General features: G+C 39.9%; 19 protein-coding genes. 10 read left to right on the top strand and 9 right to left on the bottom strand.

From position 1 onward, the window contains the following. Window positions 1–14 precede the first annotated feature (14 nt). The 3 genes from CHU_RS13570 to CHU_RS13560 all read left to right on the top strand — a co-directional run bounded on the left by CHU_RS13570 (window position 15) and on the right by CHU_RS13560 (window position 2591). Window positions 15–1448, top strand: a complete 1434-nt coding sequence (locus CHU_RS13570) for a transglycosylase SLT domain-containing protein (protein ID WP_011586151.1) — start codon at window positions 15–17, stop codon at window positions 1446–1448. Between the two features lie 263 nt (window positions 1449–1711). Continuing rightward, on the top strand, window positions 1712–2035 hold the full coding sequence (locus tag CHU_RS13565) for a hypothetical protein (RefSeq protein ID WP_011586150.1): 324 nt from the start codon (window positions 1712–1714) through the stop codon (window positions 2033–2035). A 232-nt stretch (window positions 2036–2267) separates the two neighbouring features. Continuing rightward, window positions 2268–2591: a hypothetical protein gene (locus CHU_RS13560; RefSeq protein ID WP_011586149.1), complete on the top strand. Its 324-nt coding sequence runs from the start codon at window positions 2268–2270 to the stop codon at window positions 2589–2591. A gap of 101 nt (window positions 2592–2692) precedes the next feature. Here CHU_RS13560 and CHU_RS13555 read toward each other — a convergent pair whose 3' ends face one another. The 6 genes from CHU_RS13555 to CHU_RS13530 form a co-directional block, all read right to left on the bottom strand. Continuing rightward, on the bottom strand, window positions 2693–3514 hold the full coding sequence (locus CHU_RS13555; RefSeq protein WP_143144013.1) for a hypothetical protein: 822 nt from the start codon (window positions 3512–3514) through the stop codon (window positions 2693–2695). A 123-nt stretch (window positions 3515–3637) separates the two neighbouring features. Further along, the gene (gene rlmH, locus CHU_RS13550) at window positions 3638–4105 is read right to left on the bottom strand and encodes a 23S rRNA (pseudouridine(1915)-N(3))-methyltransferase RlmH (protein ID WP_011586147.1); all 468 of its coding nucleotides are present in this window, start codon (window positions 4103–4105) and stop codon (window positions 3638–3640) included. Window positions 4106–4218: 113 nt separating this feature from the next. Then, window positions 4219–4983 carry an MBL fold metallo-hydrolase gene (locus CHU_RS13545; protein ID WP_011586146.1) on the bottom strand — a complete coding sequence of 255 codons (765 nt, stop codon included), beginning with the start codon at window positions 4981–4983 and terminating at the stop codon, window positions 4219–4221. 1 nt (window position 4984) lies between these two features. Continuing rightward, a complete protein-coding gene (locus tag CHU_RS13540; protein ID WP_011586145.1) occupies window positions 4985–5248 on the bottom strand; it encodes a hypothetical protein in 264 nt (87 codons plus the stop codon). A gap of 8 nt (window positions 5249–5256) precedes the next feature. Next, window positions 5257–5631, bottom strand: a complete 375-nt coding sequence (locus CHU_RS13535) for a response regulator (RefSeq protein ID WP_011586144.1) — start codon at window positions 5629–5631, stop codon at window positions 5257–5259. Further along, window positions 5628–9296 carry a PAS domain S-box protein gene (locus CHU_RS13530; protein WP_011586143.1) on the bottom strand — a complete coding sequence of 1223 codons (3669 nt, stop codon included), beginning with the start codon at window positions 9294–9296 and terminating at the stop codon, window positions 5628–5630. Before CHU_RS13530 ends, CHU_RS13535 begins: the two co-directional genes overlap by 4 nt. A 121-nt stretch (window positions 9297–9417) precedes the next feature. Here CHU_RS13530 and CHU_RS13525 point away from each other — a divergent pair, with 121 nt between their 5' ends. The 6 genes from CHU_RS13525 to CHU_RS13500 all read left to right on the top strand — a co-directional run bounded on the left by CHU_RS13525 (window position 9418) and on the right by CHU_RS13500 (window position 20373). Then, window positions 9418–10407: a hypothetical protein gene (locus CHU_RS13525; protein ID WP_041932396.1), complete on the top strand. Its 990-nt coding sequence runs from the start codon at window positions 9418–9420 to the stop codon at window positions 10405–10407. Window positions 10408–10409: 2 nt separating this feature from the next. Then, complete coding sequence (locus tag CHU_RS13520) at window positions 10410–11312, top strand: hypothetical protein (RefSeq protein ID WP_238379285.1); 903 nt, start codon at window positions 10410–10412, stop codon at window positions 11310–11312. Continuing rightward, complete coding sequence (locus CHU_RS13515; RefSeq protein WP_238379284.1) at window positions 11312–12445, top strand: glycosyltransferase; 1134 nt, start codon at window positions 11312–11314, stop codon at window positions 12443–12445. Before CHU_RS13520 ends, CHU_RS13515 begins: the two co-directional genes overlap by 1 nt. A 525-nt stretch (window positions 12446–12970) precedes the next feature. Beyond that, window positions 12971–14881 (top strand): gliding motility-associated C-terminal domain-containing protein, encoded by a 1911-nt coding sequence (locus CHU_RS13510; RefSeq protein ID WP_238379283.1) that lies wholly within the window; start codon window positions 12971–12973, stop codon window positions 14879–14881. A 323-nt stretch (window positions 14882–15204) separates the two neighbouring features. Further along, window positions 15205–18360, top strand: coding sequence for a T9SS type A sorting domain-containing protein (locus tag CHU_RS18955; RefSeq protein WP_011586138.1), 3156 nt, complete (start codon window positions 15205–15207; stop codon window positions 18358–18360). A gap of 564 nt (window positions 18361–18924) precedes the next feature. Then, window positions 18925–20373 (top strand): gliding motility-associated C-terminal domain-containing protein, encoded by a 1449-nt coding sequence (locus CHU_RS13500; RefSeq protein ID WP_238379282.1) that lies wholly within the window; start codon window positions 18925–18927, stop codon window positions 20371–20373. Between the two features lie 38 nt (window positions 20374–20411). Here the strand turns inward: CHU_RS13500 and CHU_RS13495 are convergent, their stop codons facing one another. Both CHU_RS13495 and wecB read right to left on the bottom strand, forming a co-directional pair. Further along, window positions 20412–21653, bottom strand: coding sequence for a polysaccharide biosynthesis C-terminal domain-containing protein (locus CHU_RS13495; protein WP_011586136.1), 1242 nt, complete (start codon window positions 21651–21653; stop codon window positions 20412–20414). After that, window positions 21653–22741 carry a non-hydrolyzing UDP-N-acetylglucosamine 2-epimerase gene (gene wecB / locus CHU_RS13490; RefSeq protein WP_041932760.1) on the bottom strand — a complete coding sequence of 363 codons (1089 nt, stop codon included), beginning with the start codon at window positions 22739–22741 and terminating at the stop codon, window positions 21653–21655. The genes CHU_RS13495 and wecB overlap by 1 nt, the downstream gene beginning before the upstream one ends. 79 nt (window positions 22742–22820) lie before the next feature. On the opposite strand from wecB, the gene miaA reads away from it, so the two are divergent. Further along, window positions 22821–23735, top strand: a complete 915-nt coding sequence (gene miaA / locus CHU_RS13485; protein WP_011586134.1) for a tRNA (adenosine(37)-N6)-dimethylallyltransferase MiaA — start codon at window positions 22821–22823, stop codon at window positions 23733–23735. A 207-nt stretch (window positions 23736–23942) separates the two neighbouring features. On the opposite strand, the gene pfkA is transcribed toward miaA, so the two are convergent. After that, on the bottom strand, window positions 23943–24929 hold the full coding sequence (gene pfkA / locus CHU_RS13480; RefSeq protein ID WP_011586132.1) for a 6-phosphofructokinase: 987 nt from the start codon (window positions 24927–24929) through the stop codon (window positions 23943–23945). Between the last annotated feature and the right edge of the window lie 61 nt (window positions 24930–24990).

Here is a 24990-nt window from a genome sequence, read left to right as displayed (position 1 = left end):
GCGTATATTCAGTTATGAAACAGGTTGTTATTTTTATTCCACTTCTGATATTTTTTTATTGTTGCCAATCAGCAAAAAAAGAATTCCCCAATGAGGCAGTAAATGATCTATTACTAGATTCTTCAGGTATTTTAATATATAAAACAGAGCCGCACATAGATGATCCGGTGGTATTGAATCCACTTAAAACAAAGAAACTAAAACTGTTGATCGTAAATAATGCCAATACGTTTTTTGTTTATAAAGGAGAAGCTTTTGGTTTAGAATATGAACTGCTGAAGTTATTTTTAAAAGAGAAAAAAATCGATTGTGAAATTATATTAGTTAATAATGTAGTTTACATCCGCGATAGTCTGCATTTTTATGGCGGGCATATGGCCGCTTCAACATTTATCATTCCTGATAAACCAATGCCTGCTGTATGCTACAGCAAACCCATTTACATGGCCGATCTGGTTTTAGTAAAACATAAAGACCATGTGCAAAAAATAACGAATGTAACGCTTTTAAAAGACGCGCCTTATGTTCACTATTTACGTACCAACTCAAATAAGCCATTGGATAGCTTTACCGTAACGTATACCGCTGAACTTCTTACCAAGGAATTCCTGCTTCGCCAAGTGAATAAAAAAGAAATAGAAGCAACCATTGTTGATGCAAATGAAGCGGCAATAGCAATGGCTGTTTTCCCCGATCTGGTTCTTGAGAAAATAATTGAACATAATGCTCCCGTAGGATTTATGTTTCATTCAGAAATGGACACCCTGCGAAGTGCATTTGATAGCTGGCTGGTCAAAAATAAAAACACGAGTGATTATCAATGGATACTTAAGAAGTACCGTTCGCTGCCAGCGGATATTGCAGATTTAACACAGACCCAAGGACATTCTGTTAAAGAATTACTATCTGTTATTTCATTGTATGATGATATAATAAAAAAACATGCAAAAGAAATCGGGTGGGATTGGCGTATGGTTGCATCACTCATTCATCAGGAGTCTCATTTTAAACCCAATTTAAAATCCTGGGAAGGCGCATGTGGGTTGATGCAGGTAATGCCGCGAACGGCTCTTATATATGGCCGCGTATCAGATAAAGATATTTTCAAACCGCAGGCAAATATTATTGCCGGCACAAAATACATTCGCTGGATAGAAAATAATTATTTTTTAGATAGCGCTATTACTAAATCCAACAAAGAGAAATTTATTTTAGCATCTTATAACGCAGGAGCGGGCCATGTAGAGGATGCAAGAGCCTTGTGTAAAAAATACAAACTTGATCCGAATGTGTGGGAAGACAATGTTGAGAAGATGCTGCTGGCAAAAACGCAGCCCAAATATTATAATGATAAGGTATGTAAATATGGGTACTGCAGAGGCTATGAAACAACTGATTATGTAAACACTATACTCAGATATTATAAAGACTATACCTATTATTATTGATTCGTTTCCAGTGGCATTCAGGCATACATGCACACATTTTTTTATTCTTCAGAATTGATTTCTGTACTTTTTTTGAAGTTTTCAAAAGCCAAAAAGGGATTTAAATACTTCAGATACATATTTTTTTAAAACCACTAAAATTTATTGCGTAAAATACGTAGTTAAAAATGGCGAATTTTCAGGAGCGACTTAAGGGCCTTGTAAGCGTTAAATTTGATATATCAAAAACAAACAGAATATCAATAATTTAAACACTTACAAGTATGAAAGCTACATATATATTAACTGCCCTTGTATTCTCTATTTCCAGTTTAGTATTTGCCGGAGGAAATGATCCGCAAGTAAGCGTAAACAATTACAAACACCCTATGAAAGCATCTAAAGCTCAGGCACAAATTGATGCGCAGGATGGTAAAGAAATTACACAAGTAAGTACTGAAACTGAAAATGCAGGTAACTACAAAAATAACTTTAAAAAATCTGAGGTTTCTGAAGTGAAAACAACTGCAAACAAAGAAGCTTATCCTTCTAATGCAAAGCCTCAGGCTCGTAACTACAAAAATCAATTTCAGTACCGTTCTAAATAATCAGAACAATATAAAAAATACTAAATCCTGTTGAATGTGTTGTTGTATTTAGGTTAATAAAAGCAGTCCCTTTATTAGGGACTGCTTTTTTGCTTTAAGCAAAAAAGGGGGCAGCAGTGAATATAGGGAAAATACGTAGTAAAAAATGGCGAATTTCTGGGAGTCACCTCAGCCTATCTGATGCGTTATATTTAATATATCAGAACAGTAACTAATTTAAACACGTACACGTATGAAAGCTACACAAATTATGACCGCAATCGCCTTCTCAATTTCAAGTTTAGCTTTTGCAGCAGAAAATGATCCGCAGGTAAACGTTAACAACTATAAGCATTCAATGAAGGCTGCAAAAGCGCAGGCCAAAGTTGATGCACAGAATGGTAAAGAAATTACGCAGGCAAGTATAGAAACTGAAAACGCCGGTAACTATAAAAATAACTTTAAAAAATCAGAAGTTATAGAATTGAAAACAACGGCAAATAAAGAAGTATATCCTTCAAACGCGAAGCCTGAAGCACGTAATTATAAAAATCAATTTCAAAACCGTTCAAAATAATTGAATGGACCAACGCGCTGATATTCCCGTTGAAAGTGCTGTTGTAGGTTGGGTTAAGATAAAAAAGCTCCTTTTGAAGGAGCTTTTTTTATTTTTGCAGCTTATTTGTTTTTGCCTGCGGTCAGTCCCGGATCAAGGGTAAGCGTTACAGCAGTTCCGTCAATTTTTTTAAGTTCAGCATGTTTAAACGTATCGTTCCACACAATTTCCATATTGGCAAATTGCATGTCTGCAATGCGGCCTTCGATATGAAACAGAGCAATAAATGTTTCTGATTCGCCTTTTCCAAGCACAGAAGTTTTGTCGCGTTTTTCATTTGCAAACAGTTGTCCGGATTCAATTTTGGTGCTTAATTTCTTAGGATCAACAATACCCATGCCTTCACCTGTATACGTTACTTTAAATTTAACAGCTGTTTCCTGCGTTTTTTTGCTGATGTTAACCATTTCTACGGTAAAGTCCCCGGCAGAAAATTGATTGACAGATGGCGGCAGCAGGAAATTCGGGGCATTTACCGTTGACGTAGGAATTACTTTATACAACCCGTCAATATTGAACGTAAAGTCAGCAGCGTGCATATTGCTGCCATTTCCTTTTGCATCAATGGTACGGCTTGTATTATCCAAAGGCTCTACCAGAACCGCTTTTTTATCCTGAGGCAGGTAGTTTGCACCCTCAATTGTAAATGCGCTTTCCTGGGGTTTATAAAGAATGTAATCGGTACCGGTATTGGTTAGTTTCAGTTTAAACTTTGCATACTCTATTTTAGAGACCGCATCTGAAAAATCTACTTTAACAGGCTTCAGGTCGACACTTACAGGCTTGTAGTAATTTGTATGATCAGGGTTTACTTTATTCGTTTGGCTGATGGCACAAATGTTTATTGAACAAAATGTAATTAAAGTAAATAATGTTGATTTCATGTTCTTTTCCATTAAACAATTAAACTAAAATGCTAAGCAACATAGAATACGGGAATTTGAGATAAACGTTCTGAAAATATGATTTTTGTCAATCAGTAACAACGTGTACTTGCTGGATTACAATCAATGATGGTATTTTTCACCTTTTATTATCGTACAGGCTCTGTATAACTGTTCTAATGCAAACAGGCGCACCATCTGGTGAGAGAAGGTCATTTTTGATAAGGCAATTTTACCATTCGCTCTTTTATAAACAGCATCTGAAAACCCATACGGTCCGCCGATCAGAAAAATTAAATTTCCGGCAACCGAGTTCATTTTTTTCTGTATATACTGACCAAACTCCGTAGACGTAAACTCATTTCCTTTTTCATCCAGCAGAATAAGCTGATCCGAATCCTGTAGACGGTCAAAGATCAGTTTTTCTTCTTCCTTCTTTAACACATCGCTGCTCAGTTTGGTATTTTTGGGCTCCGGAATTTCAAGGTATTCAAAAGGTAAATAGTGCGGCAAACGTTTGGTGTATTGCGCACAGCCTTCTTTTAAATATGCATCGTTGGTTTTTCCAATGGTCCAGAGTTGTAATTTCATTGAGCGATGTGTTTAAGAATAGTGCAGCTGTTTGTTACCTGTATAATGAAACGAATGTAAGGCAGGCAACATCAGCCAGAATAGCAGCATTATATAAAAGAAAGGAGGGGGGCTTATAACTGAAGCGTAAGGCCATCGTAAGCAAAATGCATGTTATGGGGGAGTTCTTTCTCAACGTCTGCCTGCTTGCCCATCCGGTGGCCCATGTGTACAAAATAGGCCTGTTCAGGGTTGATGTGTTTGATCACTTCAATGGCCTGCTCAAGCGTATAGTGAGAAACATGCGCCTCTTTTTGCAGTGCATTCAGCACAACGATTTTAGAACCTTTGATTTTTTCTATTTCTGTATCCGAAATAAAATTCGCATCGGTTATGTAGGTGAAATCCTGAATACGGAAACCAAAAACAGGCAATTTAAAATGCATCACTTCAATAGGAATAATTTTTTCCCCTTGAATTTCGAAGGGTTCATTTTTTAATTCATGAATATCAATGCGTGGGATACCCGGATATTGATATTCCGCAAAAATGTATGCAAACTCCCGTTTTAATGAATCAATAACATTATGGCGCGCATACACAGGCATGTCGCGTTTTTGCGCGTAATTAAATCCTCTCACGTCATCCAGGCCGGCAATGTGGTCTTTATGTTCGTGGGTGAAAAGGATGGCATCAAGATTTTTTATACGCTCTCTGAGCATCTGTTGTCTGAAATCCGGACCGGTATCAATAACCAGTTTTACCTTATCGGTTTCAATAAACACCGATGTACGCAGACGTTTATCGCGGTAATCAAACGATTTGCAAACTTCACATGCACAAGCAATCACAGGTATGCCTTGAGATGTTCCTGTCCCTAAAAAAGTTGCTTTTAACACGTTATTGCTGATTTATTTCCTGATACAACTTTTTGTTCTTATCAGTCATTTTATCGGTATTTAATTCAATCTGTTTTAAAATTTCAATCAGCGAATTTACCTTACCTTCCAACGGATAATATTTGTTTACGATGGCTACATGCGTTTCTTTCAGCAGGCAATAACCTGAATGAAAGTTACCTTTTTCATAGCGCAGCATATAGTCTGATTCAGAAAAGATATCTTCCAGTTTACTTAAAAACTGTGTCGTGTATTTAACTTCCATGCGTTGTATTAAGCGGTATATTCTTTTACAACTTCAACCAGACGATCAAAATCCAATGGTTTCTGTAAATAGGCATTGATCCCGGCAGATTTAAAGTCGTCGTCGGAATAGTTTTTTGCATTCCCTGTTATGGCAACAATTGGAATCGCAGCCTTAACCGGATCGGATAATTTTCTGATTTCCTGCGCACATGTCATTCCATCCATTTGAGGCATGTTAATATCCATCAAAATGATATCAAATGAACCCTTGTCAAGTTCTTTCATAACTTCTTTTCCATTTTTTACAGCCGTGATTTCATAGTTCTGGAACTGTAAAATTTTCTTCGTTAAGTTTTGAATAACTGAACTATCTTCAGCAACTAATACTTTTTTTGCGCTCATTTTGAATTCGAATTTAAAATAAAAGTGTAATGCTCTATGAAACGGTTATGCGCTTCAGAAAGTTTTTCAATATCAACAGCTAATTCCGGATAATCTCCCTTTTTCAATTTAGATTCTACCAATCTTGAAATAGATTCTAATTCAATCAATCCCAGCGTACCGGAAACGCCCTTTAATGTGTGCAATTTATTTAAAATATTATGAAAGTCCCCCATAGCAAGCGAATTTTTACAATCCACAATTTGCTCAAGTGATTCATTTTCAAACTCTTTATAAATCTGATCGATTATTTCCGCACCGGAAAGGCTTTTTAGTTTTTCAAACACTTCCAGATCCAGAATCGGGATCTCGACCGCCGTTTCATCGCTTGTTTGTGTTGCCGTATGTCCGTTTTTAGCCGCATTTGAATCGAGCCACGCTTTAACCTTTGAAATCAGACTTTCTGCCTTGATGGGTTTCGCAATATAATCGTCCATGCCATTGACCATAAACCTGTCTTTATCCTCTTTCATGGAATAAGCGGTCATGGCAATGATCGGAGGTGTATAGGCTAAATTTAATTTACGGATCTCAGCAGTTGCTTCAATACCATCCATCTGCGGCATTTGTATATCCATGAGCACCATCCGGTACGGGTTTTCCTTCACCTTTTGGATGGCTTCAAGGCCATTGCCGGCGGTGTCAATTTCACAGCCCGCTTTCCGTAAGATTTCAGAAGCAACAAACAGATTGATGGCGTTATCATCCACCAATAAAATTTTCGGATAATCCTTGAATGTTTTTTCACTGGAGAATGCATTTGGTGTTTCAACTTTCGCTTCAACCAAACGTTTGCTTTCATTGGCTTCAAAGGTGAACCAGAAAACACTGCCTTTGTTGGCCTCTGTCTGCACGCCAATCTCGCCATTCATCAGCTTACTTAATTCTTTGGAAATCGCTAAACCCAGACCGGTACCGCCGTATGACTTAGAGGAAGAGTTATCCACCTGGTTAAAATAACCGAACAATACATTCAGCTTGTCTTGCGCAATACCGATCCCGGTATCGCTGATGTTGACCCGGATTTTATTTACCAGATCTTTTTTAGACTGTAAAGAAATCTGGATGCGGACAGAACCCTGATCGGTGAATTTTATTGCGTTGGATGTAAGATTGGAAAGGATCTGCAGCAAACGGGTTTCATCTGCAAGCACAACTTTAGGCACATTTGAATCAATGCTGTATAACAGATCAATATTTTTTAACGTTGCCTGCTGATAAAATAATGCATGCAGTTTTTCAACAGTTTGCTCAATGGAAATAGGAGCGAGACGCAGCTGCATTTTGCCTGCCTCTATTTTAGAAAGATCCAGAATGTCATTTAAAATATTCAGTAATGTTTCAGATGATTTTTTTATCGTCTGCACATACTTACGCTGTTCTTCCATCAGCGGTGTTTCATTCAATAAGTCAATCATACCGATCACACCATTCATTGGCGTACGGATCTCATGACTCATGTTCGCAAGGAAGTTTTCCTTTACCTTAAGCGACTTCTCTGCAATCTCTTTGGCATGATATAATTCCTGCGATGCTTTCTTTAAAAATGTAATGTCTCTGGCTACACCATCCACACCAATTGGCTTTCCTTCGTTGTTGTAGATCAAACGGATGTTTGAAATACTTTGTATCGATTCCCCGCCTTTGATGTTTACATTCGTTTCATAATTTTTAACCCGGCCTGTTTTTAATACTTCACGGATCAGGTTCACCTGCTGTTTCGGCGTGGTAAAGAATTCACTGATGTGTTTGCCGATGATTTCTTCCTGTGTATAGCCGCTCAGTTCGCAGCCGGAAGGAGAGATCATGGTGATGTAACCGCTCAGGTCGGTACGGTAATAAATATCCTGGAACGATTCGAAGATGTTCCGGAATTTTTCTTCGCTTTCCTGAATCGTTATTTCCCATTGTTTCTTCTCCGTAATGTCGTGGGAAATACCCGATACCTCATCAATCCGGCCATCGGGAAGGAAGATCGGGTTCAGGTATGTTTCGCGCCAGAAGATTTCCCCATTCTGGTTGGTATTGCAGGCTTCAAAATGCTGCGGCTGTCCGTTGAATGCGTCTTTGTATTTTTTATCAATGGAATCATGAAATTCCGGATCAGATAACACCAATACTTCTTTGGTTACCCCTTCATCGTAAATGGTCGGGTACTTTTGATATTTTCTGAAAATAGCATTCGCGTAATTCTGATTGAACGAAGTTAAACCACGTTTGCGGTTTACCGACCAGATTAAGTGCGAGCTGCTTTCAAAGATGGCATTTAAACGTGCCGTTTTATCAATGATCTGTTCTTCATTGCGCTTACGTTCAATTACCAGGGCAATCTGTCCGGAAATGAAATCCAGCAGCTCAACGTGCCGGCGTTTGTATTTATTCCGGTCACTGTGGCTTTTAACACAGATCACGCCAATGGTTCTGTTCTCTAAGCGCAGCGGTACACCCAGCCAGATCTTCGGTGTTGGTCCCAGTAATTCAATAGCTCCCGCTTCCGAAAGTTTATTGATGTCTTCTTCATATAAGAACGTTGGTTCTTCATTGAAGAGCGAATATTCTGTTAAGCCTTTCCCTACAATACGTTTCATGCTGATCGGCTTTGGGCCGATATTCTCATCCACGTAATAGGGGAAATTTAAATAATTATGATCGCGGTCATACAGCGCAACGTGAAAGTTGTTTACAGCAATAATGGTTCGCAGTTCTTTGTGAATATTGTCCAGCAGCGAATCCAGGCGGTCGCTGTTGATGGCAAGGGTAGAGATCTTGTAATACAGGTTCTGCGCACGTTCTGCACGCATGTGTTCGGTATTGTCGTGAAAGATTCCTCTGAACGAAACCGGTTTTTCTTTCTCATACCGTACGTTCACACTGCAGATCACCTGAATGTTGCGACCGTTTTTACTGGTAAAGACCGTTTCAAATTTGTCGTCTTTTTTTCCGGCTAAGATATTATTCAGGTGTTCCATGGTAACACCTACCTGTTCTTTGGCAATAATATCCCGGAAATTCAGTTTCAGTATTTCTTCATCCGAATATTGCAGAATATCTTTCCAGGCACGGTTTACAAACTGAATTTTCCCATCCAGGTCAAACACCTGAATTAAGTCATTGGCATTTTCAAACAGATCCTGTAACTGGTCATTACTGTCTTTCAGCGCACGGATTACTTTCTTTTTATCGGTAATATCTTCGCCGATCAGTGTTGTTAAATGTACATCGTTACCAATAGGGTGATGAATAACTACATTGAATTTTATGGTGCGGTAATCACCCTCTTTAGAAAGGAACTTCCGTTTCAGCTGATCAATGAATCCCTGCTTTTTGATCAGGGTATAAATATGTTCTTCTTTGTTTTTATCTTTTCCGGGTTCTAAAAATTCTTTCCAGTTCTCGCCAAGAAGGCGTTGTTTTTCCCAGCCGATCACTTCCAGAAAAGCTTCGTTGGCATATACAATCAATCCATCCTGGTCGATGGTTATCACTAATAAATTAATTTTTTCAAAAGCTTCCTGAAGAATTTTTTCAGGGCGTTGGTTTGCATTAATGATCTGCAACTCCTTCACCTGCTGGATCAATTCATCTCTTGAAGGATCTTGAAAACTGGATTCGTGCTCTTGACTCATGTGTATTTTCCTCAGGCGCGGAAAGATGATTTGACATACAATTTGGGTGTATTGTCTAGTATGTATAAATTTACCGATAATATCTGTTTTCTACAATAGGAGCAGGTTGCTTACACACGCTATGAAAGTATATCTCTCGTTCGATTATGAATTGTATTTCGGGGCCAAAAGCGGTTCTGCAGATGCGTGCATCATTGAACCTGCTAAGCTGTTGCTGGAAATAGCGGCCAGGCATGCGGTTCACCTTAATTTTTTTATTGACAGCGGCTATCTGCTGGCACTTGAGAAATATTCAAAACGTTATCCGTCTGTAGCTTATGAAAAACAGCAGGTTTTTAAACAGATCAGGGAACTTGCAGCAGCCGGCCACGATTGCCAGCTGCACATACATCCGCATTGGGAAGATTCATATTACGACGGCAATGGCTGGAAAATGAATACCAACCGGTACAGGCTGGATCATTTTCCGGACGCGCAGATCGAGCAGATCGTGCAGTCGTATTATGACATTACAAAAGATATTGCAGGAAAAGCACCAATCGCGTACCGTGCCGGAGGCTGGTGTATGCCGCCCTGGAATAAGGTATCAGCAGTGTTTAAAAAGCTTGGCATCTGGATTGACAGCACCGTATATGAAAAAGGATATTTGCAGGAAGGACAGATTGCGTTTGATTTCAGAAAAGCGCCTGCATCCGATCAGTGGATGTTTGAAACAGATCCGGTAACAGAAGCACCATTTGGATATTTTCTTGAATTGCCGATCTCTTCGATAAGTTGTTCACCATTATTTTTCTGGAATTTATACGTTCGGGGACGATTAAATCGTTCTCTACATGCCGGAATGGGCGATGGGCTTCCCATGGCGCAGCCAGGCACAAAAAAGAAGCTGTTAACACGCTATACACAACAGGCATTAAGCTGCGATGGGTATTATGCAAGTCTGTTAACAGAGGAATTTTACAAACGCAAAGCAAAAGGAGAGGATACTATGGTTGTGATCGGTCATCCGAAAGCGCAAAGCAAATTTTCTGTACAGGCTCTGGATACATTTATTTCAACCGTAAAAGATTCCGCTGCATTTGCCCGGTATTCGGATTTACAAAAAGATTAATTTTGGTTACACATATACAACATCAACAGCTGGATTTTAAAAAGTGGGACGCGCTTATATTGCGTACTCCCGATGCGGATCCTTTTTTATTGTCTTCGTGGCTCAATGTTGCTGCGCCAGGCTGGTCGGCATTGGTGGCAAATGATTATGAAGCCGTGTTTCCAGTCTTTTCTGCAAAAAAAATGCTCTGGTCTTTTTTTGATCTGCCTAATTTCATTCAGAAGATCGGTATCTATGGCGCTGAAGGCTTTGAAAAAGAATTCGCTTCGCAGCTGCATGCATTACATACGTCCATTGATTTTATCTGCTATGTAACAGATTCCGTTTTAGGAGATACACATATTGAAAACAGGCCGCGCCGCCATCAGCTCCTGCAATTAAAGGAAGGTGTCCGTTTTCCTACAAAAGTCTGGGGGCGCAATATCCGCAAGGCAGAAGCCGCAGCATTAACAGAAATTACAGCTGTACCGGCAGACATATTTGTGCAGGCCTTGAAACACGAATTGATAGAGCGGGGCAGGCCGTATGCTGAAAAAGACTACCAGAAGCTGCTGCGCCTGGCAAAAGAATCCAGCGCCGCCGGATATGGCTTTATTGAAGGCATCAAAGATGAAACAGGTACATTCACCTGCGGACAGTTTTATCTGTACATAACCGGTAAAATTTATTTAGTGGCTTGTTTCAGCAATGAAAAAGCCAGAGAGCATAGCCTCTTACATTATTTATTATATAAAATCATTCAGCAGAAATACGAACAGGATACCACCATGCGCGTGCATTTCGGCGGTTCCAACATTCCTGTTATTGCTGATTTCAATAAAAATTTCGGAGCAACAGATGAAGAGTTTGTGTTAGTCTATAAAAACAACCTTCCCTTTTTGCTCCGGCTTGTAAAACATGCGTGATGCGTAGTACAATAGTAGTTTCAGTAACAACCGATCTGGTAACCGACCAGCGGGTATACAAAGTGTGTAACAGTCTTTATACAAACGGCTATACTATTTTATTAGTTGGAAGAAAGAAAAAAGACAGCATGGTGATGGATAAGCGCCCGTATAAAACACACCGCTTTAATTTATGGTTTGAAAAGGGCCCCTTATTTTATGCGCAGTATAACCTGTATCTGTTTTTCTATTTACTGTTCCACAAAGCAGATATTTATTTAGCGAATGATCTCGATACCTTGCTGCCAAATTACCTGGTATCGAAAATTAAAGGTGTGCCGCTGGCATATGATAACCACGAATATTTTACAGGTGTTCCTGAACTGATCAAACGGCCGAAGATACAGAAGATCTGGAAAAGCATTGAAAACTGGATTTTCCCGAAGGTTAAATACATTTACACCGATAATTTTGCCAAGCGAAGTTTATTTGTAGAAGAATTCAAGCAGCCGGTAGAAGTTGTTATGAACGTACCGATCCTGCAGGAAACACCAGTTGATGCCCGGTACAGATTAGAAGGGGTAGAAAATAAATTCATACTCATCTATCAGGGAACAGGTATCAACGTGGCACGCGGAACGGAAGAACTGACACTTGCCATGAAATATCTGGACGAACGTTTTTTACTGTTGTTTGTAGGCAGCGGCGATGTGATTGATGTATTAAAGGCACTTGTAAAAGAACATGCCTTGGAAAACAAGGTACGTTTTGTGCCTAAAGTACCGCACCATGTATTGAAACAATATACCATGCAGGCACACTTAGGTATTACTGTAGATAAACCCATCAGCGAAAATTATATTTACAGCTTTCCCAATAAAGTGTTTGATTATGTACATGCAGGTGTGCCTGTGCTTGCTTCACGTTTGCAGGAAGTAGAACGTATTATGAATCTGTACGGGATCGGTACATTTGTTGATTCCTATGAGCCGGAGCACATTGCAGCACGCATCCAATGGATCCACGATAACCCGGAACAGTACGCGGTATGGAAAGAGAATCTGGTACATGCAGCAAAAGAAATAAACTGGCAGCAGCAGGAAAAAATATTGCTGGGGATTTATCAACGCATTAAAGAGGAAAATGGACTGTAGGAATCAGAATATTTTTAGCTGTTAAGAAAAAAATGTTGAACTGAAACAGGTTTGTTTAAGCGGAATGCTGTTGAGTTTAGTACGAAGGGAGTATATATTAAGTATGCCGGGAGTATGCAGACAGTATGAAGGGAGTATGAGCACAGTATGAAGGGAGTATGCACAGAGTATGAGATCTGCATAGTAACACCCTGGAATAAGCTACGTAAAAGCTACCCGCATCTATGCAACAAGTAGCTATATAGTACAGATTAATTTTTTGATACGTTTATTCAGTCATGAAACAGGTGTTTATTGATTGCTCTTTTGTTACGTCAGCGAAAAAATGTGCCGCTAATACCTGAAGTCATAGAGTTCTTCAAGTATTGGCGCAAGTCATACTATCCAAACAGGCAAACGCGTTATAACAAAGTAGTTATTCTTTAACATCTATTTAGAAGATAATCCATTAAGAATAGGCATTCTTAATGGATTATCTATTTAACAGCTATGCGGTACAGTATCTTCTTCTATTGTTTTTTTATAATGTTAAAACTGCACGCCCAAAACCTGGTTCCTAATGCCAGTTTTGAAGCATATGCGCTATGCGGTACGGAAATAACCTGCAAAAATCTGACACCAAATGCTGATGCTCCTTGCTATTCAACATGTTGCTCAAGTGGTTTACCTGAGTCTCCGGATCATACTATTAGTGGAACAAAAAACTGGTGGGCAGTAAGCCGAGTTAATTATATTAATGGTGGTACACCTGTGTATATCAGTGGGTGTATTATCAATAACTGGATAGAAGAACAGGCAAGCACTGGTAAGCATGTAAATACCGATTGGTATAGGCCTCGTACTGGAAATGCGTATATTCTGATAAGGACGTATGGAGGCTGGGATATATCTAATCCGCAGGATACCACAAATACACGCGATTATGCCCAGGTAAGGCTTACAGTGCCTCTACAGGCAGGGTGCAGCTATGAGGCATCCTGCTATGTTTTAAATCAACACGGCTACAATGATTTTCCTTCTTCTCTTTCTCAAGGAACGCAGCAGGCAGATGGGTTTGGTTTATATTTTTCTAAAGACAGTGTTTACCGGCATTATGAATCCGGTCAATATCGGGCACTTACAGATATTATTCCCCAGGTATCCAACCCGGCAGGACACCTGCTTACAGATACTGTAAACTATAAAAAGATATCCGGTGTTTTTACGGCTAGCGGCGGAGAAGAATGGCTGGTAATCGGCAACTTCAAAGACAATGCACATACACAGGCTGTTTATAATTATTTAGATAAAGCCGTATATGCTGTTGATGATATTTCCGTACAGGAATGGAAGCCGGATCTGGTTTCGTTTACAGATACAACATTGTGTGCGGATAGCACGCTCACCATAACACTTCCGGAAGGATTAAAAGAGTATAAATGGTCTACCGGTGAAACTGCCCGTCAGATCACTATTGCTGCAGGCAATGGGCGCTATACCGTAGAAGCCAGCAATGGCTGCACCATTCTGCGTGATACCTTTTATCTGCATGCTGTACCACGTTATACCGCATTGGATCTGGGCAAGGATACCTTTTTTTGTAAGATCCCCGCGCAATATGCCTTAACATCACCGGTGCGCTTTGATTCCTATCTCTGGTCCAACGGAGCAGCAGCAGCTCACATCAGCATTACTAAAGCTGATACGTACTGGCTTGAAGGTACCTATAGCTGCGGAGTTTTAACAGACACAATTACTGTTTCTGCATTTGAAAAACCGGATACCATCCTCCTTCCGGCAGCAGATACGGTATTGTGCAGCGATGCATTTTTAGATATTGAGCTGTCTCATGCAGCTATGTATGATTCGTATCAATGGAATAACGGTTCAGCCGCTGACAGGTTACGCATTCACCATGCCGGAATGTATTCCATTCAGGCATACACACCTGAGGGCTGCGAAGTTCTTGATACCATTAACGTTTCGATGATCTACCCGCCTGCAAACATCCATATCAGTGATACATTACTTTGTTCGGGCATGCAATTGATTGTGTCCGTTCCGGAGCAGGCAGGTTATACAATCCGCTGGTATGATGGCACAGCAGCGGTACACAGTACCATTTACCAGGAAGGTGAATACTGGGTTGATATAGAGAACAGGTGTTATACGGTATCGGATACCTTTCAGGTACATGTTGTAGATTGTGCGTTAACCATCCCGAATCTGATCACGGTAAACGGAGATCATAAAAATGATTTTTTTGAAATTCAAACGGCGGTAAGCCGTACCCTTGAAATCGTTCTTTACAGCAGCTGGGGCCGTAAGGTGTATGCAAGCAACGATTATAAAAATGACTGGAATGCAGAAGGTTTAGATGCCGGATTATATTACTATCAGATAACCGATTCTGTTTTGAGAAAGAAATACACCGGCTGGATTCAGGTAATAAAATGATAAACTGATTTTTCATCAGTGATCTTTCGATAGCCTGTTTACATTTTTGGAAACAAGCGGAAACCCGGCAGCAACATCATTTCCAGCTGGGAAGAGAACATGGTACATGCAGTAAAAGAAATAAACGGGCAGAAGCAGGAAAAAATATTGAAGGAGTGTATCAAGGATTAAGGATGTGGATGGATTGAAAGTATAATTACGTTTTTAATTATAAAACAAAAGATGTAATTTTTTTATTTACTCTTAATGCATTATTTAACATAAGTTAAATAATGCTCTTGATTAAAACGCTTATGTTTACTTTTCAATCAAATTAATATATTATGAAAAAAAATCTTTTATGGTTGCTTGTTTTTTTACTTGTAACGCAAAATCTTTTTGGTCAAAGACAAATGAATTACTGGGCTTTGCCACCTTATAAAATTGATTTTACAGAATCTTCCCCTACAACAGATCTTCTACCAGCATATAACACAGCAGAGTTTTATGGATTATCAGGTTTAGCTTTTGATAATTCAGGTAATTTAATAGTAGCTGGTTATCAAGATCATTCTATTCGTAAGGTTAATCCAAGTGGAATTGTAAGTACTATTGCAGGTAATGGCACATCTGGTTTAATTGATGCAACAGGTTCTGCTGCACGTTTTAATCTTCCCGCAGCAGTGGTATTAGATGCTGCGCAAAATATTTACATAGCTGATAATGGAAATCATTGTATACGTAAAATTACTCCCGCAGGTGTCGTAATAACTTTTGCAGGAAGTGGTACTGCTGGTTCTAATGATGGAACAGGCACTGCCGCCCAGTTTAATAATCCTTACGGTATGGCTATAGATGCTTCTGGAAATTTATATGTTGCAGACAGCGGTAATAATTTAATACGAAAGATAACATCATCAGGAGTAGTTACAACAATTGCAGGTAATACAACTCCAGGTTACGTTGATGGAACGGGCACAGCTGCAAGGTTCTATTTACCAGTAAATATAACATTAGATGTTTCCGGTAATTTCTTTATAACTGACAATCGAAATCATCGTATTCGTAAAATGACTTCTGCTGGAGTAGTTAGTACGGTCGCAGGCAGTGGTTCTGCAGGTTATATGAATGGTACCGGTGTTACAGCACAATTTAACAGGCCATATGGTATTGTTGTAGATGCGTTTTCAAACTTATATGTTACGGATACAAATAATGGAGTAATACGAAAAATAACTTCATCAGGAGTTGTAAGTACTTATGCTGGTACGGGTACACCGGGATTTGCAGATGGTCCTGCTGCAAATGCACAATTTCAATGGCCCACAGGTTTGACAATAAATGCTTCAGGTGATCTGTATGAAGCAGATAACGAAACGCATCGGGTACGTAAAGTAACTCCTGCTGGTATTGTATCAACGTTTGCAGGCAATGGCAATGCAGGTTTTGCAAATACTGCAGCTTTATCTGAATATGCCGTTAGTAATGGTGCGTTTGATGAAAATGGAAATGTATTATTTACTGTTACAGATGACGAGATTAGAAATGCCGCAGGCATAAGTGTTGGGACGTTAGCTAATTATACATTACTGCCAGAAGGACATTTTTATGGAACATTAGGTAAAGAGATCTCGATTGTTCCTGTGCCGGGTTCATGCCGTGATTTTTATATCCTTTATTTAAAATATGGCTCAAGTATATGGCATCAAAGCGTGTATTTATTATCTGCAAAGGTTTCTGTTTCTATAGCTGGTGTCGTTACTATTGTAAATAATGGTACGGTCGTTGGTATGACAGGAGGGAATTTTATGAGTTTTGCTGTAAGTAAATTAAATTCTATTGATAATACACGAAATCTTTTTGCAATAGGAGATTATATCTTAAAAAAATATACTATATCATCATCCGGAATAAGTGCAGAAACTAGTATTTTAAGTGTAACTCCTAGTGCAACTAAAGTACTTGAACTTAATGATAACGGTGATAAATTAGCGTGGATAGAAGGCGGCATTTCTAGCAGTACAGCATCTATTCATATATATAATGTTCTATTAGATACCGAAATTAAAAAGAATATTTCTATACCTTATGCTTATTATTATGGTATTGAATTTTCGCCTGATGAAAATTATATTTATTTTTCTGTTTTATCATATCCAACATCTTTAGGGGGGATTTATAAAGTGCCTGCAACAGGTTTAACTGGTTCAGTTACTCCAATACAAATAACAAGCGGTAGCTATATGTACACAGAACTGGAACTTGGCAGGGATGGTTTTATTTATGCAGTAGACGGCTTACCTTCTACCTCTACTACAACAAGTAGCGGCATTCTGGGAAAAATAAATTCGTTGACAGACGCAGTTACAGCAGTAAATATTCCGGTATCGAGTGCAAAATATGTTGGCTTATTACATGGTGATTTTTATATGTTACCGGACCAGATCGATGGCGAAAATTATGATTATTTCTTTGGTACACCTCAATTGACACATTCTTTCAAAATTAATGGAACCCCTGTTAGCCCAGCAGTTGCCACAAATACATTTACCTGTGCTGCTATTGTATTGCAAAATACTGCCAGCGCGGCGACAGCCTATCAGATAACAATCAACAAAGCTGATGCAAACGGCAATGTTGTTTCCGGATATAGTTATACAACAGGATTAATTGCATCAGCTCCGCCCTCAACGATTGATTTGAAGGCATTAGATGCTGCTTATCTTGCGTCAGCTACAGGTTATTTTAAAATACAGTTTTTTACTCAGAATGCTTGTACGTCCAGCACCTATATTGGGCTTATACAGAATAGTACAATTTCTGCAGCATCGGCTAATTTTAAATTGAACGATGGCGATGGGCATGCTTTTTCACCTGATAATACATTGCCTGGCGATACATTAAGTGCCAGCGGTGGTAGTATTAGCGGTCATTATAGCACCGGATATATTGCAACCTATGAAATCAAAGTAGACAAAGTAGATTGCTCAACCGGTTCCGTTTTAACAGCGAATGTTGTGAATGTGCCAGCCACTGCAGTTACAAATGGCGATCCGTCAACGATCACAGCAGTGTCGTTTAATTTGAAAAGCACACCTAAAAATTATTTCTTTTCAAATGCAGGTTGTTTTAAAGTAACCTATACAGTAACCAATGCGTGCGGGTCATCATCACAAACAGGTTATTTTAATTCAGATCCTGCCTTATTCAGAATAGGGAATAATCTGGAAAGTACTTCCAATGCAAATAACATCTATCCGAATCCGACGAAAGGATTAACAACAGTGGTATTCTTATCAAAAGAAGAAAGAATTGTAACCTGTGCATTAAGTAATATTCAGGGAGGAAATGTACTTAGGGTAGTTGATGCTTATTCTGCCTCAACAGGGATAAATGAAATGACATTTGATACCACCAATATTCCTGCCGGTATTTATTTGTATCAATTACTTGATGGCACAAATACTATCCAAACAGGCAAACTCGTTATAACAAAGTAGTTATTCTTTAACATCTATTTAGAAGATAATCCATTAAGAATGTCTATTCTTAATGGATTATCTTTAACAGCTATGCGGTACAGTATCTTCTATTGTTTTTTTATAATGTTAAAACTGCACGCCCAAAACCTGGTTCCTAATCCAAGTTTTGAAGCGTATGAGCCTTGCGGTACAAGTTTAAATTGTGAAAATATTTCACAAGACCCAAACTCACCATGTTATACAACTTGTTGTACACATGGTTTACCTGAATTACCAGGTAAAATTATTAGTGGGACTAAAAATTGGTGGGCAGTTAGTAGAGAAAACTATCTCAGTGTTAATACGCCTCTTTATGTAAATGAATGTATCATCAATACATGGATAGAAACGCAAGCAAAGTATGGCAATCGTGTTAATACAGATTGGTACATGCCCCGGACAGGAAAAGCTTATATATTAATCAGAACTTTTGGTAGTTGGGAATTAGCCAATAGACCAGATACAGATACACGAGATTATGCCCAAGTTAGACTTACAAAACATCTAGAAAGGGATTGTCTTTATGAAGTTTCTTGTTATGTTTTGAACAGACCAATTTACGATAATTTTTTTAATTATACTTCTCAAGGCAAGCAGTGTGCAGATGGATTGGGATTGTATTTTTCTACAGACAGTGTATACCGTGCTAATACATCTGAGCATTATAAAGCGTTTACAGATATTACCCCTCAGGTATCGAATCCCTCCGGGAATATCTTAACAGATTCAATAAATTATCAGAAAGTATCGGGTGTTTTTACGGCTAGCGGCGGAGAAGAATGGCTGGTAATCGGCAATTTCAAAGACAATGCGCATACACAGGCTCTTTATAATAATCTGGGCAGGGCAGTATATGCTGTTGATGATATTTCCGTACAGGAATGGAAACCGGATCTGGTTTCGTTTACAGATACAACATTGTGTGCGGATAGCACGCTCACCATAACACTTCCGGAAGGATTAAAAGATTACAAATGGTCTACCGGTGAAACTGCCCGTCAGATCACTATTGCTGCAGGCAATGGGCGCTATACCGTAGAAGCCAGCAATGGCTGCACCATTCTGCGTGATACCTTTTATCTGCATGCTGTACCACGTTATACCGCATTGGATCTGGGCAAGGATACCTTTTTTTGTAAGATCCCCGCGCAATATGCCTTAACATCACCGGTGCGCTTTGATTCCTATCTCTGGTCCAACGGAGCAGGAGCAGCGCACATCAGCATTACCCAACCCGGTACGTACTGGCTTGAAGGTACCTATAGCTGCGGAGTTTTAACAGACACAATTACTGTTTCTGCATTTGAAAAACCGGATACCATCCTCCTTCCGGCAGCAGATACGGCATTATGCAGCAATGCATTTTTAGATATTGAGCTGTCTCATGCAGCTATGTATGATTCGTATCAATGGAATAACGGTTCAGCCGCTGATAGGTTACGCATTCACCATGCCGGAATGTATTCCATTCAGGCATACACACCTGAGGGCTGCGAAGTTCTGGATACCATTAACGTTTCGATGATCTACCCGCCTGCAAACATCCATATCAGTGATACATTACTTTGTTCGGGCATGCAATTGATTGTTGCCGTTCCGGAGCAGGCAGGTTATACAATCCGCTGGTATGATGGCACGGCAGCGGTACACAGCACCATTTACCAGGAAGGTGACTACTGGGTTGATATAGAGAACAGGTGTTATACGGTATCGGATACCTTTCAGGTACATGTTGTAGATTGTGCGTTAACCATCCCGAATCTGATCACGGTAAACGGAGATCATAAAAATGATTTTTTTGAAATTCAAACTACGGTAAGCCGTACCCTTGAAATCGTTCTTTACAGCAGCTGGGGCCGTAAGGTGTATGCAAGCAACGATTATAAAAATGACTGGAATGCAGAAGGTTTAGATGCCGGATTATATTACTATCAGATAACTGATTCTGTTTTGAGAAAGAAATATACCGGCTGGATTCAGGTAATAAAATGATAAACTGATTTTTCATCAGTGATCTTTCGAAAGCCTGTTTACACGTTTGGAAACAAGCGGAAACCCGGTAATAATAAAGCTTTCCAGCTGGTGTGTGTTTCTTTGTGGTAATAATACATCAATACAAAACTGTATACGAGATAGCTGCAGCAGCTCATGAATGCGATTCCGTACACACCCAGCATCGGAATAAACGGCACAAACAGCAGCAGGGGAACAACAAAAGAAATCAAGGTTGCTTTCGCATTGATTTTAAATAAACCCATTCCCTGAAAATAATTCCAGTAGATTTTTGCATACGATAGAATAACCGTGCCTGCAGCTAATACTAAAATAAAGCTATGCAGTCCGGTAAAGTCTTTCCCGATTACAAATTCCATCACCGCTTCCGGAACCAGCAATAAAAGAACAGTGGCGGCAAGGCTTAACCAAAAAGAAGCATACGCATATTCATTTGTAAGCTGAACGGTTTTTTCTTTATCGGGGTCGGAAGAAATGATCGGGTAGAGTGGTGTTGCCAACGCAAGGGGTATGATCCATACCGCCTCTGTTAAAATCGATGCCGCCGAATAAATTCCTAATAAAGTATTATCTTTTATGTACACATAAATCAAATAATAACTGATACGGGTATTTAAAAAGAAAAGCCAGTTGCTGTATTGCGATATGATACTCTTTTTAATGAGTTCAAACCAATGCACGGGTGCATGCGTTGATTGTACTGTATGTTTAGATACGGCCCACAAAAATAATAGCCCAACGGCAAAGCAGATAGCCAGATGAATCTGAAGACCGTTGATGTATTGCTGTATGGTAGCTTTTTGTTCCAGCATCAGCCAGATCAGTGTTAGCTGAAAGACAGATAAAAACAAATAGAAGGCATTGTAGAACGCGAATTTTTTGTGCGCCCGTAAATGCAGGCCGATCCAGTTGACCCACGCAAATAAGATGCTGTTGATGATCAGGTCAGTAACTAAACCTGCCGGATGCAGCCCCGTAACATATAAAATCAGCGGAACGAGTATTCCTGCCAGTGTTGAAAGGATAAACCCGTACGTGATAATATCTTTTTTACTGTATTGATGAATAAAATAAATATAGCCCGAACCAAAAATCACTTCACTGAATAATTGAACAATGGTAACGTTTGCAATAAACAGACTTATGGTACCTCTGCCGTCTGCCCCGAGGTATCTGGAAGACAGAATGAATATGCCAAACGTATTCAGCGCCAGAATGAAGCGCACAACAAATGTACTTATAAGTGTTTTTTTATGCATCAGATCGAATAAATAGCATGCAGCTTCTGAACAATACGTCCGGCCGTGTTACCATCCCACAGCGGAGGGATCGAAGAGGTTTTCCATTCACCGGCTTCTAATGTATTCAGGAAAGCTTTTAGTGCTGGTAAGTCCTGTGCCAGTTCATTTGAACCGGTTGTAATGGTTTCCGGGCGCTCTGTTGTGGTGCGGTACGTTACACAGGGAACGTTCATAAACGTTGTTTCTTCCTGTATGCCGCCTGAATCTGTAATAACCGCTTTGGCATGTTTCTGCATGAATAAAAATTCTAAATACCGCAGCGGTTCAATGAACTCTATGTTTTTTATTTCGTGAAAAATAGACGTGCCGCGAAGCATTTTCTCTGTGCGCGGGTGCACCGGGAAAATACAGGTTCGGTCGCCGATCGATTCCGACACGGCTCTGAGTATATCCGTTAATACATCTGCATTGTCAACATTATCCGCCCGGTGAAGCGTTAACAGGTAATAATTATTTTCTTCTAAGGAATAGGTGCGGTACACTTCCGGCCGTTGTATGAAAGGTAACGTGCGTACCAGGGAGTCAATCATAATGTTGCCGACAAAAAAAATACGATCATCCGCAATGCCTTCTTTAACCAGATTGGCACCGGCTTCACGGGATGTTGTAAAGAAATAATCTGTAATGGAATCGGTAAGAATACGGTTGATCTCTTCCGGCATGGCTCGGTCATGGGAGCGCAGGCCTGCTTCGATATGGATCAGATCCCGGTGTAATTTTTTTGTAACAATGCTGCAGGCCATGGTTGATGTTACATCGCCCACAACAATCACCGCTTTGGCGTTGCTGTCTTTCAAAAATTCTTCAAAACCGGTAATGATTTCACTCGTCTGTTTATTCTGGCTGCCGCCGCTGATCCCTAAATGATAGCTGGGGGCAGGTATAGACAGGTCTTCAAAAAATACATCGTTCATTAACGGATCGTAATGCTGCCCGGTATGTACAAGGGTGTAGTTAATTTTTTCTTCACGTAAAAGTTTATGAATCAAAGGTGCTATCTTTACAAAGTTTGGGCGTGCACCTGCTACTATTACTATATCTAACATTACTGATTGAATTATCCTATAAAAATACTGAAATCCTTTATCTTCACTAAATATAACGGAATCCATTTCTAAAAATTCCATGTCGTTTATAAATAAATACGTAATTGTTGTTGTTGGCCCAACGGCGGCAGGGAAAACAGCACTGGCTGTTTCGCTGGCAAAGCGGTTTAATACGGCCGTGCTCTCTGCAGATTCACGGCAGGTATTCAAAGAATTGAGCATTGGAACAGCTAAAGCAACCATGGAAGAGCAGGATGGCGTGCCGCATTATTTTGTGGATTCAATTTCGATTGAAGAATCCTTTAATGCCGGAATGTTTGAGCGGGAGGGCCTGCAGCTGCTGGATACCTTATTTCTTAAACACGATGTAGTGATTGTATGCGGCGGCACAGGCTTGTATGTAAAGGCACTGCTGGAAGGTATGGATGCACTGCCGCAGGCAGACCCTGAATTGCGGGAAGCATTGAACAGAGAATTTGAACAGCGCGGCCTGGAGGTCATGACAGGTGAATTGAAGGAAATAGATCCGGAAACTCATGCTGTTATTGATCTGAAAAATCCCTTGCGGGTATTCAGGGCTATTGAAGTATACCGGCAGACGGGTAAACCGCTTTCCTCTTTTAAAACGGGAGCCAAGCAGGAGCGGCCGTTTAAAACCATCAGGATCGGGCTCAATATGCCAAGGGAAGAATTGTATGCACGTATTGACCGCCGTATGGATCGGATGCTGGAGGCCGGGCTGGAAAAGGAAGCGCGGGATAATATACAATACAGAAATTATAATGCGTTACAGACGGTTGGTTATTCAGAGATCTTCGGATTCATTGATGGCCTGTATGATCGGGAAGAAATGATCCGGCTGTTAAAGCGTAACAGCAGGAGGTATGCCAAACGCCAGCTGACGTGGTTTTCCAAAGATGCCGAAGTGAAATGGTTCCATCCCGGAGAAATAACGGAGATTACAACGTTTATTGAAGCTAAGTTGCAGGAGTAGGTTTCTTATCCGCGGCGGCTGATAGCCAATAATGTATAAAATACGGATCGCCTTTATTTTCAGAAAGAATAAGGCTGAGAGCCTTTAACAGTAAAGATCGGTGTATCATTCCAATCCGGATGTACATAAAAAAAGGAAAGAGATTACTCTTTCCTTTTTTACTTAGCACCAATAATTGTCTGATAACTAGTTACCAGGTTCTGGTAACTATACTTTATAGCTTCTGCCATTTAATTTTTCTGCCAATGAAAGTAAATCTTCATTGATCGGCTTTCTCTTGGTAATTGTATCAATAAAAGGAGTATAAACTACTTTATGATCGATAATGCCAGCCATTACATTTGCTCTTCCTTCAAGTAAGCCTTCCACCGTAGCCAGACCCAGACGGCTGGCTAATACGCGATCAGCCGCTGATGGCCCGCCTCCACGTTGCACGTGTCCTAATGTGGTTACTCTGCAATCTAATTGAGGTAGCGCTTCTTTAATATCTCTTGCAATCATACTTGCACGACCTTCCTGGTGACCTTCAGCAACAATAATAATGTGAGATGCTTTAGTGTCACTTGTGCCATGTTTCAAACGGTTGATAACAACATTTTTGTCATACGGAAACTCGGGTATAATCGCCATTTCTGCTCCGCCTGAAATAGCCGAGCGTACAGCGATGTAGCCTGTATCACGGCCCATTACTTCAATAAAGAATACACGTTCGTGTGCATCTGCCGTATCACGGATCTTATCGATTGCTGCTAAACATGTGTTTACGGCAGTATCATACCCAATGGTAAAATCAGAACCATACAGATCATTATCTATTGTTCCCGGTGCGCCAACACAAGGGATTTGATATTCATTGTAAAATAATTCAGCTCCGGTAAATGTTCCGTTACCGCCAATGGCAACCAAACCGTCGATACCGAATTTCTGAATCTGATCGAACGCTTTGCGTCTTCCCTCCGGAGATCTGAATTCTTCGCTGCGCGCAGATTTTAGAATCGTTCCGCCTTTTTGAATAATGTTACTAACAGCACGATTGTCAAGTTCGATAAAATTCCCATTAATCATCCCGTCATATCCACGAACAATACCATAAACTTCAAGATTATGGTAATGACCCGCACGAACCGCCGCGCGAATACATGCATTCATTCCTGGCGCATCGCCCCCAGATGTATATACTGCTATTTTCTTCATTATTAGTAAGTTGTCAAGGCAATTTCAAATAAGGCGAGGAAACTAGAATGGTTTTGAGCCT

The organism is Cytophaga hutchinsonii ATCC 33406 (genome assembly GCF_000014145.1).
GTDB classification, from domain to species: domain Bacteria; phylum Bacteroidota; class Bacteroidia; order Cytophagales; family Cytophagaceae; genus Cytophaga; species Cytophaga hutchinsonii.
Note: the sequence above shows the minus strand (reverse complement) of the source record. Positions and strands in the feature narration are given on the sequence as shown.